Raw genomic sequence first — 16,201 nt, 5'->3', positions numbered from 1 at the left:
ACTCATTTGGCCGACCTTCGGGCGAGCACCGCCGCCGCGAGCGGCGTGTTGGGCCCGGCTGCCAGGATCAGCTCCTCCTGCAACCGCCGCCGCGCCGCGGGGGTGAGCCGGTGGAACTGCGGCCCCGGCACGTAGCCGCCCGCCTCCTCGCCCGCCTTCACCTGGCTGATCAGCCCCGCGTGCCGCAGCACGCGCAGCGCCGACTCCAGCTCGCCGATCGGCAGCTGGGTGTGGCGGCGCAGCTCGTCGGCCGGTGTGGGGTGCGGCGACAGCCAGGAGTCCTCGGGCAGCAGGCCCTCGGCGCGCGGGATGGCGACCGAGTGCACGAGGATGAGCGTCAGCACCGCGCGCTCGCTCACCCCCAGCCGGGCCGGGCCATCGGCGGCGACGCGGGCGGCGACGGCGTCGTCGTAGCCGGAGATCCAGCGGTCGCGGTGCTGGATCAGCGTACGGCCGCGCCTGGCCAGCATCTCGGCCAGCGTGTGGCGCAGCGCCGGGTCGCGCAGGGCGGCGAAGCGCACCTCCTGCACCGGCTCGGCCGCGTGCTCGACCACCATGAACGCCGCCACCAGCTCGGCCCTGCGCCGCTCGTCGTAGCCGCTCAGCAGGTCGTCGAACTCGGCCATGGCCGGCTCCGCCCTGCCGCCCGCCTCGCCGCCGACGGCGCTCTGCCCGGCGGCCACCAGGTCGTCGTCGGGCACCACGGTCAGCTCGGGACGCGCGGGCTCGGGCAGCCGGCGTACGAGCTCTTGAAGCTGCGCGTGCGACTCGGGCGGCCACAGGGCGCAGCGCGGGCCCAGCGTCACCACGCCGTCGTCCAGCACCACCCACGCGGAGTCGTGCAGCCGCCGCAGCGCGCCAACCGCCCAGTTGCGCATCAGGTCGTCGGTACGGCCGATCAGCTCGCGATAGGTGTCGAGCACCACGTCGACGGGCGGGCCTGCCGGCCACGGGCAGGCCGACAGGTCCTGCCAGCAGCACTTGAGCACCGCCGCCAGCACCCGCCGCGTCTCGCCGGAGCGCTCCACCGGCACCGGCGCCACCTGATGCTCGTCGAGCAGCGACGGCGTCACACCGTCAGGCCACACCGGCAGCGCTTCGCCGGTGGAGTCGGCCCTGGTCAGGCGCATCATGCCGGGCGGCGCGGGCTCCGCGGCGCCGAGCTTGACGGGACCGCCCGAGCGGGCGCGGGCGTGGGCGAGAGCCGCGGGCTCCGGCACGGGACGTTCAGCCATGGACGCGCTCCAGGTAACCCTCGGACAGCCAGGTGGGCTCGCGGTCGGGATCGATGGCGAGCCCGTCGGACCAGACCAGGCGGTAGGGAAGCTCGGGCCGCAGATCGACGGTGGTCAGGTCGGCCAGCACACGCCGCGCCGCCGCCCAGTCGGAGCCCAGCGCGTCGCGCAGCGCCACCCGGTCGGCATCGCCGAGCAGCGACTCCGCCGTCTGCCGCAGCCGCTCGAGCGCGGCGTCCTGCGAGGTGTCCAGCTCGGACTCGGGACCCGGATCGGGCAGGTTGGAACGCGGGGGAGTGGGCTGCGCGGGCGCGGGACGCGGCGCCTCGTCGACCGCGCGGGCGATCGCCGCGGGATCGTGCCAAGGCGCGGGCGCGTCGAACACGAACCCGTCGAGCACCGCCGCCAGCCGCTCCTTCGACGCGGTCTGCGCGAACGTGCGCCACGTCTCGGTCGGCAGCAGCGTGAGATTACGGGTGGTGCCCGCCGAGTCGGCCAGCCAGGCCGCCCGCCGTGAGGCGTCGCTGTAGGCGTAGATGGCCGCGCGCAGGTCGGTGCAGACCCGGTCGAGCTCCGGCCAGCGGGTCAGGATCGTGGCGTGCAGGCCCTGCGCCCGCTGGGCGATCTCCTCGGTGCCCCACAGCTTGGGCGCCTGCTCGCGCAGCTCCTCGATGGTGCCGTGGGTGAGCGTGATCAGCTCCAGCGCCCACAGCCGGAACGCCCGCGCCAGGTTGAGCGCACTCTGCCTGGCCTCCTCCATCGTGGTGCGCGGATCGGCGACATTGAGGTCCTCGAGCGCGAGCAGCCGGTGCATCTCCGACTGGCCGCCGTCGTCCATCATCCGCCTGATGAACATCAGCCCCACCACGCTCGTGAACGACGCGCGGTAGCGGAGCTGGTTGGGCTTGGGGAACACCTCGCGGATCGCGCCCAGCCCCTTGAGCACCCGCAGCCGGTTGTCGAACTGGTCGGTGGGGTAGGCCCGGCAGGCGAAGCGCATCTGCTCGTGCGTCAGCCACTCCTCGCCCGCCTCGGCGAACGCCGCGAACAACGTCTCGGCGATGTCGACCATGGCCGGATCGTCGACCACCGCCCCGCTGTCGCGGGCCAGCGCGGCGAACATGCGGCGGTAGGTCGACAGGACCGCCTCGTCGGTCAGCACGGAGTCGAGGGTCAGGGGCTGTTCGGACACGGGCACTAAGGTACGGCTTCGGACCGACACTCCATGCACGCCCGCACCGCCGATCCCATCGCTACCAGCCGGTACGTCCACGCGAGTGATCTGCGGGCGCTAGGGTGATGCACGGTAATACGGGGGCAACGGTGCGCAGTCGTACATGTCGGGGGTGCGGGACTTTGTGCCACTCGCAGCATGGCAGGACCGCCGTGGCCTCCACCGGAGGGCCGCTCTCCGAGTACGCCGGCTGAGAAGGGGACTCAGTTGACCCAGTACCACTACCAGGACCACGCCGAGCAGGCCGCCTACCGCTACCCGGACGCTGCCGAGCAGGCTGTGCCGCCGTACCAGCACCAGCAGCAGGCCGTCCACCCTCAGCACACCGGGCCGTACGACGCCTCCGCCCAGCTCCAGCAGAACGCCCAGCTCCAGCAGAGCCCCCAGCTTCCGCAGAACGCGCAGGCCCAGCAGAGCGCGCAGGTCCAGCAGCAGAACGCCCAGCTCGCCGGCCAGTTCGCGCAGCGCTTCCGCCTGCTCGCCAGCAACATCGAACGCGTCATCAGGGGCAAGCACGAAGCCATCGAGCTGGCCCTGATCTGCCTGTTCGCCGAGGGTCACCTGCTCGTCGAGGACGTCCCCGGCACCGGCAAGACGACGCTCGCCCGCTCGCTCGCCGCCAGCGTGGACGCCGAATGGCGGCGCATCCAGTTCACGCCCGACCTGCTGCCCAGCGACATCACCGGCGTGTCCATCTTCAACCAGGCGCAGCAGACGTTCGAGTTCCACCACGGGCCGGTCTTCGCCAACATCGTGCTCGCCGACGAGATCAACCGCGCCTCGCCGAAGACGCAGGCCGCGCTCCTGGAGGTCATGGAGGAACGCCGGGTCACCGTCGACGCCGAACCCCACCCGGTGCCCAGGCCGTTCCTCGTCGTCGCCACGCAGAACCCCGTCGACATGGACGGCACGTACCCGCTGCCCGAGGCCCAGCTCGACCGGTTCCTGATGAAGATCTCCGTCGGCTACCCCGACCACGCCTCGGAGGTCGAGGTGCTCAAGGGCATGCCCACCGGGCCGCAGGTGGACCGGCTGCCCGTGGTGGCGCGCTCGTCGGACGTCGCCGGAATGATCGACTTCGCCTCCCGCATCCACGTGGCCGACCCCGTCTACGACTACATCGTCTCGCTGTGCGCGGCCACCCGTACCAGCCCGCACCTGCGCCTGGGCGCGAGCCCGCGCGGCAGCCTCGCCCTGCTGCGCGCCGCCCGCGTCAAGGCCGCCGCCGCGGGACGGCACTATGTGGTGCCCGAGGACGTCAAGGCGCTCGCCGTGCCCGTGCTGGCACACCGCCTCATCCTCACCCCCGAGGCCGAGCTCCGCGACATCACCGCCGCCACCGCACTCACCGAACTCCTGACCACCATGCCGGTCCCCCAGGCGGCCTGACCGCTACCCCGGGCCATCGGGCGAGGGGGAGTCCAGCAGCAACGGCTTCAACTGCCGGAAGAATTCGACCGCATCCGCCACCGAATCCCGCCCCGGCGCGCCTTCCATGATGTTGACGGACAGTAGCTTCTCGTGATCGGGCGTCCACCCGTAGACGAACGCGATGCTCCTGCCTTGCGCGTTCTTCCGCCGCGCCGAGAATCCGGGCCCGAGCCCGTCGGGGAGATCCATTCCGTGGAGGACCCGTTTGGTGTTCTCCGACCCTTCAGGACTCTTTCATGAAATATCCGGAAAGGTGCGCGGCTCAGAGCCAGTCTCTCCGCTTGAAGACGATGTACAGCACCAGGCACACCACGCCCATGAGCACGAGCGCGAACGGATACCCGAACACCCAGTGCGTTTCCGGCATGAAATCAAAATTCATCCCGTAAATGGTCCCCACCAGCGTCGGCGCGAAGAGGATGGCCGCCCAGGCGGAGATCTTCTTGACCTCCTCGCCCTGCTGGATGCTGGCCTCCGTCATGCGCGCCATCTCGGCGTTCTGCGCCTGGGTGACCAGCGTGGAGTTGACGACGAGGATGTTCTGCAGCATCTGGCGGAAGGACGAGATGCGCTCGGTCACGGTGATTGCGTGGTCGGCGACGTCGCGCAGGTAGCTCTGGAGCTCGTCGGTGACGCCGTACTTGCGGGCGCCGGCGATGAACCCGTGGATCATGCCGACCAGCGGCGCGGTGGCCCGCTGGAACTCGATCACCTCGCCGGACAGCTCGTAGACGCGCCGCGACACCGACGGGTCGCCGCTGAAGACCTGGACCTCGATCTCCTCGATGTCCTTCTGCAGCCCGGCCACGACCGGCGCGTACCCGTCCACGACGGCGTCGAGTATCGCGTACAGGACGGCCTGCGGGCCTTGACGCAGCAGGTCGGGGTCCGACTCCATGCGCTTGCGGACGCCCTGCAGGTCGGGCGCCTCGGCATGGCGTACGGTGATCACGAAGTTGGGGCCGACGAAGACGTGCAGCTCGCCGAAGGCGACCTCCTCCACGTCGTCGAGGTAGCGGGCGGCGCGCAGCACGACGAAGAGGGTGTCGCCGTAACGGTCGGCCTTGGGCCGCTGGGAGCCGACGATGGCGTCCTCGAGGGCCAGCTCGTGCAGCTCGAACTCCTCGCCGAGCTTGACCAGCTCCCACTCCTTGGGCCGGTAGAGCCCGATCCACGCCATGGAGTCGGGCATCTGCTTGAGGCGTTCGAAGGCGTCGGCGAGCGAGCCGGGGTTGTCGACCCGCTCGCCGTCGCGGTAGATGGCGTTGTCGATCACGGTCGGCCGATAGGGATGCTCCTCCACGGCGCGCGGGTCCATCGAGTGTTCCGGCGCCTCCTCGCGGGTTTCTCCGCCGCGCCTGAGACCCCTCACCCTGGCCATGGGCGAACCTCCCAACCGGAAAGAACTAAGACGAGCTCATCAGCTCGTTGAGCTGCTGTGTCGCACGGTCTCTGATGGTCTTACGCCACATGGGCGTCCAGCCGAACACCAGCCCGTGCGGCCGGCCCAGCGCCATCTTCGACCAGCGCTTGAAGTCGAAGTCGTCACGATGGCGGACGATCAGGTCGTCTTCGAACCTGAACAGCGCGTCGATCTCGTTGACGACCTGGCGGCCCGTGCTGGAGAAGGTGTAGCGGGCCGTCCAGTGGGCGGTGCCGGTGAAGTCGTCGGCTGTCACGTCACGATATTCGGACTTCAGCCCGTCGCGCACGCCGAGCTGCAGCCGCCACATCCTCATCACCCGGTCGCGCCCCTCGACCTCCTGGAAGATGGGATCGCTGAAACTGACTTCGGGGTGGTAACAGCGCTCCATGGCCGCGAAGTCCGCGCGGCCGAGAGCGTCGTAGAAAGCGCTGATGAGCGCCACGTGCCGATCGTTCACCCTTCTATCAGATCATGGCGGCACCGTTGTCCCAGCACACGGCCCGCAACCAGGCATCGCCCAGATCGAGGCGGGCCAGCGCGTCGAGCTGGTGCGCGTACGAGTACGGGATCGTGGGGAAGTCCGTGCCCAGCACCACCTTCCCCGCCAGGCCGAGATCACGCAGCGCGGGCCGCAGCCGGTCGGGGAACGGCATGCGCTTCTCGCTGAAGTCGGTGAAGGCCATCGTGGTGTCCAGCGCGACCCGTTCGTAGCGGGCGGCCAGCTCGAAGAACGGGTCGTACTCGGGCATGCCGAGGTGCGCGATCACCACCCGCAGCGCCGGATGGCGGCGCAGCACCTCGGCGATGGGCTCGATCCCGACATGTCCACCGGGCACGGGCACCGAGCTCGCGTGCACCACGACCGGCACCCCCGACTCGGCCAGCAGCCCCCACACGCCGTCCAGCTCGGGCACCCGCGGATCGAACCCGCCCACCTGCAGGTGCACCTTGAAGATCCGGGCGCCGTCGTCGAGCGCCTTCCGCGCGTACGCCTCCACGCCCGGCTCGGGGTAGAAGGTCGCGGACGGCAGGCAGCCCGGGGTGCGGCGGGCGAAGCCGAGCGTCCAGGCGTTCAGGTCGGACGCCATGCCGGGTTTGTGGGCGTACGCCAGCGCGGGGAACGTCCGCACGCCCAGCTCCCGCAGCCGCTCGACCCGCTTGTCGACCGGCCACTCGTACGTGATGGGCCACCCGTCGCCCATCAGCGGCCCGCCGTGGTGGAAGTGGTGCCACACCCGGCGTTCCATGCGTTCGGGCAGGAAGTGCACGTGCAGGTCGATCAGGCCGGGCAGCCCCAGCCGTCGCCACCAGCCAGGCACTTCGGCGTCAGATACCACGCACGACACCCTAAACACCCCGAAGGGGCTTCACCAGGTGGAGATCTGCGGGATCACCTCGCCGCCCAGCAGCTCGATCGCCTTGAGCTGGTCGCCGGCGCGGGCGGTCACGTAGACGGCGGTGAAGCCGAGCTCGTGCAGGCTCCTGAGCTGGTCGAGCACGCGGCCCGCATCGTCGTCGGGCCCGAGCGCCAGCACGCTCGTCTTCTCGATCTCGTCGTAGTCGCGGCCCTCGCGCTCGCAGTGGCCGCGCAGCACGTCGAGCTTACGGGTGACGTCGGGGCCGCCGAAGATGTTGCAGGCGTCGGCGTACTTGGCGACCAGGCGCAGCGTCTTCTGCTCGCCGGAACCGCCGATCATGATCTTGGGGTGCGGCCGGCTGACGCTCTGCGGCGAGTTCAGCGTGCGTTCCAGCCGGTAGTGCCGCCCCTCGTACGGCTCCTGGCCGCCGCTCCACATCTGACGGCAGATCTGCAGCGTCTCCTCGAGCCGCTCCGCCCCGCCCGGCCAGGTGAAGTGCTGAATGTGCAGTCCGAGTTCCATGGGCCGGCTCCTCATGATCGGAAATGGCTGCGGCCATTATCACTCCGCGTGCGCCGCCGCTTCCGCAGGGACTCCGCGGACCCGGCGAAGCGATTAGGGTTTGTCCTCGATGGACAAGTTCTGGGCCCACCTGATCGCCACGCAACCCGACCCCGAGCCCTGGGTGGTGGCGGGCTCGGCGCTCGCGGCGCTCGTGATCGTCGGCTTCCGCATGCCCTGGCAGGTCTCCCGCGGCCTGATCACGATCGCCCATGAGGGCGGCCACGCCCTCATGGCGCTGCTCACCCGGCGCAAGCTCGAAGGCATCCGGCTGCACTCCGACACCTCGGGCGTGACGCTGACCAGGGGCAGGCCCACCGGTCCCGGCATGGTGCTGACCGCGATGGCGGGCTACATCGCGCCGCCGCTGCTCGGGCTGGGCGCCGCGTGGCTCACCGAGCAGGGCCACATCACGCTGCTGATCTGGGGCGTGCTGCTGCTCTTAGTCTGCATGCTGCTGCTGATCCGCAACCTGTACGGCGCCCTCATCCTCCTCGTCACCGGCGGCGCCGTCTTCGCCCTGATCATGTACGCCCCCGCCGGGGTCCAGCAGGTCGTGGCCCTGGTCGCCACCTGGTTCCTGCTCTTCGGCGGCATCCGGCCGATCATCGAGCTGCAGCAGAAGCGGCGCCGCAGGCAGGCCAGAGACTCCGACGCCGACCAGCTCGCCCGGCTGACGTTCCTGCCCGGCGGCTTCTACGTGTTCTTCTTCCTGCTGGTGGCACTGGCGTCCATGGCGTTCGGTGCGTACCTCATGAATCCCCTCTGATCCCGCTATTTCCCACTAAACTCCACAGCAACGGGGGGAGAGTGGAGTGCTGCCAGTCGAGGACGCACCCGGCTACCGGGTACTCGATCAGGTGGGCCAGGGCGGATTCGCCGTCGTTTACCGCGCCTACCAGGAGCGCCTCGACCGGGTCGTGGCGCTGAAGGTGCTGTCCGTCGACCGGGTCGACCAGCGGACCATGCGCAGGTTCCAGCGCGAGTTGCAGCTCACCGGCCGCCTCACCGGCCACCCCAACGTCGTCACCGTCTTCGACACCGGCATGACCGCGTCCGGCAAGCCGTACATCGCGATGGACTTCTTCGAGAACGGCTCGCTGCGCGACCGGATCCGCAGGGAGGGGCCGCTGCCGGTCCCCGACGTGCTGCGCACCGGCGTCAAGCTGGCCGGGGCGCTGGCGGCCGTCCACGAGGCCGGGGTGCTGCACGGCGACATCAAGCCGCAGAACATCCTCATCTCCCGCTACGGCGAGCCGGCGATCGCCGACTTCGGCGTGGCCAGGGTGGTCGACGCGGCGGAGATCTCGGCCACCTCGCAGGCGTTCACGCCGCTGCACGCCGCCCCCGAGGTGCTCACCGGACGCCCCCACTCGGCCGCCACCGACGTCTACTCGCTCGGCTCCACCCTCTATCACCTGCTGGCCGGGCAGCCCGCCTTCCACAACCCGGCGGACCCGTCGATCGCGCCGCTGATGTACCGAGTGCTGAACGCCGAGCCGCCGCCGATCAACCGCCCCGACGTGCCGCCCGCGGTGCTCGCGCCGGTGCTGCGCGCGATGGCCAAGCAGCCGGAGGCCAGGTACGGGTCGGCGCGCGAGCTCGCCCGGCACCTCCAGGCCGTGCAGGCGGAGCTCGGCCTGCCGGTCACCGACCTGATCGGCGCCGGCACCGCCGCGCCCGCGTCCTCGAGCGGCACCGCCTTCCCCGCGACGGGCCCGCAGCACTCCGCCCCTTCAGGCACGGGCTCGCAGTACGTCACCCCTTCCGGTACAGGCGCGCAGCACGCCGCACCCTCCGGTACGAACCCGCACCACTCATCGGGTGCCCGGGCTTTCCCGGCGACAGGGCAGCACCAGGCGCCGACCGGAGCCGCTGCGGCCACGAGCGGGGCGTTCCCCGCGACGGGCCAGTACCTTCCCCCGCCCCAGCCGCCCATGGGAGGGCCGCCGGCGCAGGGACCGTCGCCGATGCAGGGGCCACCGGCAGTGCAAGGGCCACCGGCAGTACAGGGGTCGCCGCCAGTGCAGGGGTCCCCGCCGGTGCAGGGGGCGCCGTCGTTACAGGCGCCGCCGCCCCAGCACTCCCAGCCCGCACCGAACCCGGGCGCAAGCAGCGCGCGTACCCGCACCATCCTCCTGATCGCCGCCGCCGTGGCGGTGATCGCGGTCGGCGGCACGGCGCTGGCCGTCTTCCTCTCCCAGCCGCCGGACCGGCCCGGCACGACCACCACCACTCCGACGACGGCCACGGGCACGCAACGCCCGCAGGGCGGGCAGGATGTATCGGCCTACGCGCCCCGCGAGGTCAAGCTGACCGCCGACCAGGGCGCGCTGATCGAGCTGAAGTGGACGCTGCCAGAAGCCGCCCGCCGCCATCCGGTGGTCATCCAGCGCTCCCCGGGCGAGCAGGGCAGGCAGACCGTCACCGCGCTCGGGCAGGGCGCGACCACGGCCAAGGTCACCGGCCTCGACCCGGACAGCGGCTACTGCTTCCTGGTGGGCGTGCCGGTCCAGATCTCGGAGAACTCGACGGTCGCCTGGTCGGAGCCGTACTGCATCAGGGGAGCGGTGGCCCGCTCAGCCGAGTAGCTTGCGCGCCGCCTGCTCGATCTCCTCCTCCGACAGCAGCACGTGATCGGCCGCCGGGCCGAGCGGGATGAAGCTGTCCTCCGACGTCACCCGCGCGACCTTCCCGGTGAACCCGGCGTCGAGCAGCTCGGCCACGATGCCCTCGGAGACGCCGCCGGAGTGCCGGGTCTCGTCGGCGATCAGCACGGCGCCCGTCAGCTCGGCCGAGCGCAGCAGGTCCTCGATCGGCAGCGGCGCCAGCCAGCGCAGGTCGAGCACGCGGCAGCCGTACCCCTCCTGGGTGAGCCGCACCGCGGCGCGCAGGCTCATCCGCACCCCGTTGCCGAACGTGACGATCGTCAGGTCGCGCCCGTCGCCGTAGGAGCGGGCCTTGCCGATCGGCACGTGCGTCTCGGCCCAGCGCGAGGGCGGCGCGTACGGGGCCAGCCAGCCGCCGTCGCCGTCCTCGAACAGGTCACGGGTGTGGTAGAGCGCGATCGGCTCCAGGAACACGCACACCGACCCGGCCGTACGGGCCGCCGCCAGGCACGTGCGCAGCATGGCCGAGGCGTCGTCGGGCCGCGCCGGCGAGGCGATGACCAGGCCGGGGATGTCGCGCAGCGCGGCCACCGCGTTGTCGTTGTGGAAGTGGCCGCCGAACCCCTTCTGGTAGGCGTAGCCGGCCACCCGCACCACCATCGGGTTGCTGTAGGCGCCGCGCGAGAAGAACGACAGCGTCGAGCCCTCGCCGCGGATCTGGTCGAGCGCGTTGTGCAGGTAGGCGAGGTATTGGATCTCGGGTACGGGCAGCAGCCGCGACACGCCCTGCCCGAGCGCGAGGCCCAGGATGGCCTGCTCGTCGAGCAGCGTGTCGAAGACCCGGCCGGGGCCGAACCGCTTCTGCAGCCCCCTGGTCACGCCGTAGACGCCGCCCTTCTTGCCGACGTCCTCGCCGAACACGGTCAGCTCGGGGTAGACGGCCAGCGCGTCGGCGAGCGTGCGGTTGATGGACTGCGAGAGGGTCAGCGGCTTGTCGTTCTCCGGCAGCGCCCCGGCGAACGCCTTCTCCCGCACCGCGGGCGAGGCCGCCATCGGGCTGATCTTGGCGATCAGCTCGGGCTTGCGCGGCGCGATCGGCTCCATGACCTCCTTGGCCGAGCCGAGCCGCGGGCGGCGGGCGGTCTCCTGGGCGATGAGCAGGATGTGCTCGCGCGCCAGCTCGTACTGCTTGAGCAGCTCGTCCGGCGTCTCCAGCCCCGCCTCCACCAGCATCGCCGCGGTGCGCAGCAGCGGGTCGCGGGCGAGGTCGGCCTTGATCTCGCGCTGGGTGCGGTAGGCGGACTCGACGTCGGACCCGGCGTGCCCCATCAGCCGCACGGTCCGCAGGTGCAGGAACGCGGGGGAGCGGCGCTCGCGTACGTGCTCGACGGCGCGCACGGCCACGTCGTACGCCTCGGCCAGGTCGCACCCGTCGGCGGCGAAGTATTCGATGCCCGGCCGCCGCACCGCGGCCTCCACCCAGCCCTTGGGCGTGCGCACGCTGATGCCGATGCCGTTGTCCTCGCAGACGAACAAAAGCGGCATGCCCAGCCCCTGGTAGGTGGCGTAGGCGGCGGTGTTGAAGCCGGTCTGCGCGCTCGCGTGGTTGATCGAGGCGTCGCCGAAGCTGCACACCGCGATCGCGTCCTCCGGCCAGGCGGACGGCACGCCCAGCGACCGCGCCCGCTCGATCGCGAACGCCACGCCCACCGCCCTCGGCAGGTGGCTGGCGATCGTGGACGTCTGGGGGATGACGGCCAGGTCGGGATGGCCGAAAACCTTGTGCCGCCCGCCCGCGATGGGCTCCTCTGACGAGGCGGTCAGTCCCAGCAGCACGTCGCGGATGCCCTGCTCGGGCAGCCTGCCCGCCTGCTCGGAACGGGTGAGGTAGAACGCGCCCGAGCGGTAGTGGAGCAGCGCAGGGTCGCCGGGACGCAAGGCGGCGGCCACCGCCGCGTTGCCCTCGTGACCGGCCGAGCCGATCGTGTAGAAGCCCTCATCACGCTCGCGCAGCCACCGGGCCGCGATGTCGAGCAGCCGGCTGTCGAGCTGGCGCCGGTAGAGCGTCCTGCACTGCGCACCGGTCAGTGACGTGCCGTCCCGGATCGGAAGCCCCGGATCTCGCGGAGTGCCCGCTTCCAGCATTGCAACGGCCTGGGTGAAATGAGTCTCTACTGTGTCGCGCGCCACACCCCCGATTATGTCTTTGATCGGCGCTGACGTCTTCCGGACGCAGGCGAGATGTTGTGGAGCGGTCCGATTGACCCCTGTAGATAACTGTTTGTCAGAATTCACAACCTTCACCGCGGGGGCCACGTCTACTAGGAGCACACGCGTGGCACCCTCAATGCCGCGTTGAAACCAATGGGGTCTCCAGAAAGGAACCCGCATGTTGCAACGCATCCGTGTAGCCGCCCTCGCCCTCGTTCTGGGGGCCGGGGCACTCGCCGCGGGCCCGACCGCGGCAGCGGCGGCTCCCGTACCGAGCATCAGCACCGTGGGCCTGCGCCCCGCGGCCCCGATCGTGGTGTTCGACAAGGACGTCGCCGTCACGTTCACGTTCACCACGAGGTTCGCGGAGAAGGCCGAGCTCAAGCTGAACGGCGCCGCGGTGCCCGTCACCTCGTCGCGCATCCGGGGCGGCCTGAAGTGGACCGGCACCAAGTCGTTCGGCGCGAGCGCCGCCGGCAAGTGGACGTACACCGCCACCGCCTTCGGTGACGGCGAGGCCACCAAGACCGGCTCCTTCGAGGTCGTCAAGGCGCTCACCACCCGGATCGCCGGCTTCAAGGCCGAACCCGGCCGGGTCACCAGGGGCAAGCCCATCAAGGTCGCCGGCCGGCTGCTCGCCGACGGCAAGGCCTACCCCGGCCAGAGCGTCTCCATCACCTTCCGCGAGCGCGGCTCCGACGACTACCGCGAGGTCACCAAGGTGACCAGCGGGCGCGGCGGCTGGTTCTCCGCGAACGTACGCGCCCGGTCCACCGGCTGGTGGCGGGCCGAGTTCGCGGCCACCGCGACCGCGCGGGGCACCGTCAGCGACTCCGACCGCGTGGACGTCAGGCGGCCCACCCTCGCCAGCCGGATCTCCGGCTTCGACGTCCGTCCCGAGCCCGTGGACAAGGGCGACAGGCTCCGCTTCAGCGGCACCCTGCGCGCCGAGCGCCGCGGCGGCCTGTCCGGCCAGCGCGTGTCCATCTTCTTCCGGGCCGACGGCTCGCGCCGGTGGGAGTACGTCACCAGCGACGTGACCGGGCGCGGCGGCCGCTTCTCCGCCACCGCCACGGCGCAGAAGTCCGGCTGGTGGCGCGCCGAGTACCGCGGCACCCGCGGCGTCGACGGCACCGTCAGCCGTCCCGACCGGGTCCAGGTCAACGAGCCCAAGAAGGACACCCGGCTGATCAAGTTCGACGCCTACCCCAGCCGGCCAAGCGCGGCGGCACCCTGAAGTTCAGGGGCGTGCTGCTGGTCTCGGACGACGGCTCGTGGGAGGGCTACGCCGGCAAGGTGGCGCTCTACTTCAAGCCGCACGGCTCCAAGAAGTGGCAGTACGTCAAGACCACCGCCTCCGGCGACAGCGGCCGCCTCTACACCAAGGCCAGGGCCTGGACCTCCGGCCACTGGAAGTTCGTGTTCCGCGGTGACGCGGCCACCAACGGCGACGACAGCGCCACGGACTTCGTCCGCGTACGGCGCTGACCTTCACGCACTGAGCGCTCTGCGAGTGCACTGGCGAGGCCCGGGGGGCACCTCCCCGGGCCTCGCCCTTTCGCCTGGGCTGGCTACCTCTGGCCCCCCGCTTGCTCGAAGCGCTCGCCGATCTCGATCTGCTCGAAGCGCTGATCGAGCTGTTCGAGGCGCTCGTTGAGCGAGTTGCAGCCGGCCTTCATCTCGGCCCTGATGGCTCGGGTCTCTCGAGTGATCAGAAAGCCCGGCTCTCCAGGTCAAGGTACTTCTCTTCGAGATCCAACATGCGGTTGCGCTCCTTAAGGCATTCGGGGGGATGGCTGTGACGTGCCGCGCGGCGCATCGGGAAAGCTGCCCTCCGTGCAAGATCGTGCGCAGTGAGATGTGAAAGTCCTTCCCGTCGATTCGTCTCGACGGCGGGAAGTTAATGAGCCCTAACGGCGGCGTCGATGGCGGCCCTGGCCATCGCGTGCAGCAGCGGCCGCATCTCGCCCGCGGGCAGCTCGCCGGCGCTGTGCGGGGTCGAGTTGAGCAGCCCGAAGACGGCGTGCGTCGCGGCGCGCAGCCGGGCGGCCGGGCATGACGGGTGCAGCTCGGCGAGCACGGTCACCCACTCCTCGACGTAGAGCCGCTGCAGCCGCCTGATCTGCCTGCGCTGCGGCTCCGGCACGTTGCCCAGCTCCCTGTCGTGCACGGTGATCAGCGCGGGCTGCTCGAGCGCGAACGTGATCTGCACGTCGAGCAGCTCGTCCAGGGTCCGCTTGGGGTCGGGTGAGGAGGTGGCGACCGCGACGGCCGACTCGCGCAGCCGCGAGCTGACGTCGAGCAGCATCTCCGACAGCAGCGCGTCCTTGCCGTCGAAGTGCCGGTAGAGGGCGGGGCCCGAGACGCCGACGGCGGCGCCGATGTCCTCGATCGAGACGCCGTGGAAGCCGCGCGCGGCGAACAGCTCGGCGGCCGCCTCCAGGATTTCCGCGCGCCTGTTGCGGCGGCCGCGGGTAGAGGGGGCGGAGGCGGTGGTCACGTCTCACATGCTAGACGATGAGGTTAATGGTGACTAACATCCGAGCCATGGGAGGGGAGCCATGAGCAGCGACTGGCCGGTGCTGAAGTCGGCGATCGAGCCGGGCAGCGAGGCGTACAAGCGCAACGCCGAGCTCAACGAGCGGCTGGCCGCCGAGCTGCTCGAACGCCTGGCGACGGCGGCGCTCGGCGGGCCTGAGCGGGCGCGGCGGCGGCACGTCGAGCGCGGCAAGCTGCTCCCGCGCGACCGCGTGGACGGCCTGCTCGACCCGGGTTCGCGTTTCCTGGAGCTGTCGCCGCTCGCGGCCGGCGGCCTGTACGACGACCAGGCGCCCGCCGCCGGCATCATCACCGGTGTCGGCCGCGTCTCGGGCCGCGAATGCGTGATCGTCGCCAACGACGCCACCGTCAAGGGCGGCACGTACTACCCCATGACGGTCAAGAAGCACCTGCGCGCCCAAGAGGTGGCCCTGCACAACCACCTGCCGTGCGTCTACCTCGTCGACTCCGGCGGGGCGTTCCTGCCCAGGCAGGACGAGGTGTTCCCCGACCGCGAGCACTTCGGCCGCATCTTCTACAACCAGGCCACGATGTCGGCGCGCGGCATCCCGCAGATCGCCGCCGTGCTCGGCTCGTGCACGGCGGGCGGCGCGTACGTGCCCGCGATGAGCGACGAAGCGGTCATCGTACGCAACCAGGGCACGATCTTCCTGGGCGGCCCGCCGCTGGTGAAGGCGGCGACCGGCGAGGAGGTCACGGCCGAGGAGCTGGGCGGCGGCGAGCTGCACGCCCGCGTCAGCGGCGTCACCGACCACCTGGCCGAGGACGACGCCCACGCCCTCGCCATCGTCCGCGACATCGTCGCCACGCTGCCGCCGCGCGCCCCGCGCCCGTGGGAGACGATCAAGCCCGAGCCGCCCCGCCACGACCCGCGCGACCTGTACGGCATCATCCCGGCCGACACCCGGCAGCCGTACGACGTGCACGAGGTGATCGCGCGGATCGTCGACGGCTCGCGGTTCCTGGAGTTCAAGGCCGAGTACGGCCCCACCCTCGTCACCGGCTTCGCCCACATCCACGGCCATCCGGTCGGCATCCTGGCCAACAACGGCATCCTGTTCAGCGAGTCGGCGCTGAAGGGCGCCCACTTCATCGAGCTGTGCGACCAGCGCGGCATCCCCCTGGTCTTCCTGCAGAACATCAGCGGATTCATGGTCGGCAAGGCGTACGAGGCGGGCGGCATCGCCAAGCACGGCGCGAAGATGGTGACGGCGGTGGCGTGCACGCGGGTGCCCAAGTTCACGGTGGTGATCGGGGGCTCGTTCGGCGCGGGGAACTACGCGATGGCGGGGCGGGCGTACTCGCCCAGGTTCCTGTGGATGTGGCCGAACGCCCGCATCTCGGTCATGGGCGGCGAGCAGGCCGCGAACGTGCTCACCACCGTCGGCGACGCCGATCCCGACGCGATCAGGGCGCAGTACGAGCATCAGGGCAACCCGTACTACTCCACGGCCCGGCTCTGGGACGACGGCGTGATCGACCCGCTCGACACCCGCACCGTCCTGGGCCTGGCGCTGTCCGCGGCGGCCAACGCGCCGCTCGAACCCGCCGGCTTCGGCATCTTCCGGATGTGACGC

15 protein-coding genes are annotated in these 16,201 nt (G+C 71.0%); 6 read left to right on the top strand and 9 right to left on the bottom strand.

What is annotated here, in order from left to right:
* Positions 1 to 2 precede the first annotated feature (2 nt).
* Entirely contained in the window at positions 3 to 1,235 is a 1,233-nt protein-coding gene (locus ACFMQL_RS02085) for a hypothetical protein (RefSeq protein ID WP_378784338.1), read from the bottom strand.
* A complete protein-coding gene (locus ACFMQL_RS02080; RefSeq protein WP_378784337.1) occupies positions 1,228 to 2,427 on the bottom strand; it encodes a hypothetical protein in 1,200 nt (399 codons plus the stop codon). Before ACFMQL_RS02080 ends, ACFMQL_RS02085 begins: the two co-directional genes overlap by 8 nt.
* 249 nt (positions 2,428 to 2,676) lie before the next feature.
* Here ACFMQL_RS02080 and ACFMQL_RS02075 point away from each other — a divergent pair, with 249 nt between their 5' ends.
* Positions 2,677 to 3,858 (top strand): AAA family ATPase, encoded by a 1,182-nt coding sequence (locus ACFMQL_RS02075; protein WP_378784335.1) that lies wholly within the window; start codon positions 2,677 to 2,679, stop codon positions 3,856 to 3,858.
* A 3-nt stretch (positions 3,859 to 3,861) separates the two neighbouring features.
* On the opposite strand, the gene ACFMQL_RS02070 is transcribed toward ACFMQL_RS02075, so the two are convergent.
* The 5 genes from ACFMQL_RS02070 to ACFMQL_RS02050 form a co-directional block, all read right to left on the bottom strand.
* Positions 3,862 to 4,089: a hypothetical protein gene (locus ACFMQL_RS02070; RefSeq protein ID WP_378784333.1), complete on the bottom strand. Its 228-nt coding sequence runs from the start codon at positions 4,087 to 4,089 to the stop codon at positions 3,862 to 3,864.
* Between the two features lie 73 nt (positions 4,090 to 4,162).
* The gene (gene corA, locus ACFMQL_RS02065; RefSeq protein ID WP_378784332.1) at positions 4,163 to 5,281 is read right to left on the bottom strand and encodes a magnesium/cobalt transporter CorA; all 1,119 of its coding nucleotides are present in this window, start codon (positions 5,279 to 5,281) and stop codon (positions 4,163 to 4,165) included.
* A gap of 25 nt (positions 5,282 to 5,306) precedes the next feature.
* A complete protein-coding gene (locus ACFMQL_RS02060; protein ID WP_364067633.1) occupies positions 5,307 to 5,783 on the bottom strand; it encodes a nuclear transport factor 2 family protein in 477 nt (158 codons plus the stop codon).
* Between the two features lie 7 nt (positions 5,784 to 5,790).
* Positions 5,791 to 6,672 (bottom strand): amidohydrolase family protein, encoded by an 882-nt coding sequence (locus ACFMQL_RS02055; RefSeq protein ID WP_364067635.1) that lies wholly within the window; start codon positions 6,670 to 6,672, stop codon positions 5,791 to 5,793.
* Between the two features lie 21 nt (positions 6,673 to 6,693).
* Entirely contained in the window at positions 6,694 to 7,206 is a 513-nt protein-coding gene (locus ACFMQL_RS02050) for an LLM class flavin-dependent oxidoreductase (RefSeq protein WP_378784329.1), read from the bottom strand.
* A 109-nt stretch (positions 7,207 to 7,315) separates the two neighbouring features.
* On the opposite strand from ACFMQL_RS02050, the gene ACFMQL_RS02045 reads away from it, so the two are divergent.
* Both ACFMQL_RS02045 and ACFMQL_RS02040 read left to right on the top strand, forming a co-directional pair.
* A complete protein-coding gene (locus tag ACFMQL_RS02045) occupies positions 7,316 to 8,014 on the top strand; it encodes a M50 family metallopeptidase (RefSeq protein ID WP_364067639.1) in 699 nt (232 codons plus the stop codon).
* A 46-nt stretch (positions 8,015 to 8,060) separates the two neighbouring features.
* The gene (locus ACFMQL_RS02040; RefSeq protein WP_364067641.1) at positions 8,061 to 9,836 is read left to right on the top strand and encodes a protein kinase; all 1,776 of its coding nucleotides are present in this window, start codon (positions 8,061 to 8,063) and stop codon (positions 9,834 to 9,836) included.
* On the opposite strand, the gene ACFMQL_RS02035 is transcribed toward ACFMQL_RS02040, so the two are convergent.
* Positions 9,825 to 11,999: a thiamine pyrophosphate-dependent enzyme gene (locus ACFMQL_RS02035; RefSeq protein ID WP_378784328.1), complete on the bottom strand. Its 2,175-nt coding sequence runs from the start codon at positions 11,997 to 11,999 to the stop codon at positions 9,825 to 9,827. The genes ACFMQL_RS02040 and ACFMQL_RS02035 overlap by 12 nt on opposite strands.
* A gap of 244 nt (positions 12,000 to 12,243) precedes the next feature.
* On the opposite strand from ACFMQL_RS02035, the gene ACFMQL_RS02030 reads away from it, so the two are divergent.
* Together ACFMQL_RS02030 and ACFMQL_RS02025 are read left to right on the top strand one after the other, a co-directional pair.
* Positions 12,244 to 13,302, top strand: a complete 1,059-nt coding sequence (locus ACFMQL_RS02030; protein ID WP_378784327.1) for a hypothetical protein — start codon at positions 12,244 to 12,246, stop codon at positions 13,300 to 13,302.
* An 11-nt stretch (positions 13,303 to 13,313) separates the two neighbouring features.
* Positions 13,314 to 13,553, top strand: coding sequence for a hypothetical protein (locus ACFMQL_RS02025; RefSeq protein ID WP_378784326.1), 240 nt, complete (start codon positions 13,314 to 13,316; stop codon positions 13,551 to 13,553).
* A gap of 412 nt (positions 13,554 to 13,965) precedes the next feature.
* Here the strand turns inward: ACFMQL_RS02025 and ACFMQL_RS02020 are convergent, their stop codons facing one another.
* Positions 13,966 to 14,565, bottom strand: a complete 600-nt coding sequence (locus tag ACFMQL_RS02020) for a TetR/AcrR family transcriptional regulator (protein ID WP_378784325.1) — start codon at positions 14,563 to 14,565, stop codon at positions 13,966 to 13,968.
* A gap of 61 nt (positions 14,566 to 14,626) precedes the next feature.
* Here ACFMQL_RS02020 and ACFMQL_RS02015 point away from each other — a divergent pair, with 61 nt between their 5' ends.
* Complete coding sequence (locus ACFMQL_RS02015; RefSeq protein ID WP_378784323.1) at positions 14,627 to 16,198, top strand: carboxyl transferase domain-containing protein; 1,572 nt, start codon at positions 14,627 to 14,629, stop codon at positions 16,196 to 16,198.
* The last annotated feature ends 3 nt before the right edge of the window (positions 16,199 to 16,201 follow it).

The organism is Nonomuraea fastidiosa, assembly GCF_042751225.1.
Lineage (GTDB): Bacteria > Actinomycetota > Actinomycetes > Streptosporangiales > Streptosporangiaceae > Nonomuraea > Nonomuraea fastidiosa.
Note: the sequence above shows the minus strand (reverse complement) of the source record. Positions and strands in the feature narration are given on the sequence as shown.